The sequence below is a fragment of the Bacteroides sp. 1_1_30 genome, assembly GCF_020982715.1.
In the GTDB taxonomy this organism is placed as follows: domain Bacteria; phylum Bacteroidota; class Bacteroidia; order Bacteroidales; family Bacteroidaceae; genus Bacteroides; species Bacteroides xylanisolvens.
Genome location: NZ_JAJKHN010000207.1, coordinates 1 through 1,418 on the forward strand (window position 1 = coordinate 1; position 1,418 = coordinate 1,418).

Consider the following 1,418-nt stretch of genomic DNA (forward strand, 5'->3'; position numbering starts at 1 on the left):
GGCTCACCCGATAATCATTGGGGGTATGCATAAATCTTAGCCAGTCTAAAGAGGAAGAATTTCTCATCCACTACTCCTCTTAATGCGGTTCTGAATTGTTTGATTTTCGCATTAAAGGATTCAGCCGCCGCATTAGAGGATCTTTTATTATAAAAGTTAAGAATATCATCATAATGTTCATAGAAGGTTGCTGCAATTACATTGAAAGCATGAAAGCCTGCCTCTTCCACTTTATTATACCATTTAGCCATACTCAATCTTGCCGCATCTTTGATTGTATTTTTGGCAAGAATCATTCTGAGTGAATGACATAATCCATACGCCTGTCCCAATTCCGGATATTCCTTAAAAAGAATTTTGGCTCTTTGTTTTTGTGCTGGGGTCCATTTTTCGGAGGATTTAAACAGCAGATAGCGGCTTCTTGCCAACAGTTCTTTCTTTGAATCTCCATTTTCATATCTCATAGGCACATATGATTCCCCTTTCTGCTTTGCTTCTTCCATCTCATCATTGGCTTCCTGGATTGCGTCCCAGCGGAGTTTGATACGCATTTCCTGCACTGCATCGCAAGCTAATTTCTGGATGTGGAACCGGTCTATTACACGAGATGCCTTGCGGAAACAGAAGCGGACTATTTTACGCATTGAGTCCGATAAATCAAGTGTCACTTCTTCTACACTGTCCAACAGGTGTTCGGGAATATGGCGTAAAGCCGCTATGACCGTCTCTGACTTCGTCCCTGCAACAATGGCGACAAGGCACATCTCACGACCATGCCTGTCCCTGTTGGTTACTATTGTATAAAGGTCGCCATTCGACAGGGAAGTCTCGTCAATAGCCAGATTAGGTCCAATGTTCTCAGGAAAGACAAGCCACTCTTCCGCATGGCTCAACTCTTCCCAATTACGATAACCGCTTAGCACATCCTTGTATTGCTTCTCAAAGGTAGATGCGTCAATATGATAGAAATCATCAAGCGTACGGCAGGTCACCGGGGATGTGTCCATACGTTTCTTTTAAAAAAGCCGCAAACTCCTTGGAGTAGCGGGTGCCTTCGGCGGCTATTTTAAGAGGTAGAATAAAACTCTTGCCGGTACGAATATCAACCCATTTACGGCGTCGGAGCAAAAGGATTACTTTGTGGTCGCGGATGGGGAAATCGGTGATGGAAACCGCAGGAATAAAACCTTTGGATTCAAAGTGAACATCATTACGTAAAGTATCGTACATCTTTTCATCAAGATGAATGTTAATCTCGGTATCGGTACTTTCTACCTTAGTTATATCAAACGAGGAAAGGACTTCGCTTGGTAGTACTATTTGAGCTAAAGATATTAATGCTGCTTCTGTCATATTACAAAAGTAATCACTTTAAAGAAAGCTACAAATAGTTACCCCCAAGAAATTTCGGGTGAGCC

At 42.4% G+C, this 1,418-nt stretch carries 2 protein-coding genes; both read right to left on the reverse strand.

Going from position 1 to position 1,418, the window contains the following annotated elements; genetic code table 11:
* Positions 1-14: 14 nt before the first annotated feature.
* Positions 15-1,007: a transposase gene (locus LPH68_RS26200; RefSeq protein WP_008023421.1), complete on the reverse strand. Its 993-nt coding sequence runs from the start codon at positions 1,005-1,007 to the stop codon at positions 15-17.
* Entirely contained in the window at positions 973-1,353 is a 381-nt protein-coding gene (locus LPH68_RS26205; RefSeq protein WP_049701282.1) for a hypothetical protein, read from the reverse strand. Before LPH68_RS26205 ends, LPH68_RS26200 begins: the two co-directional genes overlap by 35 nt.
* Positions 1,354-1,418: the final 65 nt, after the last annotated feature.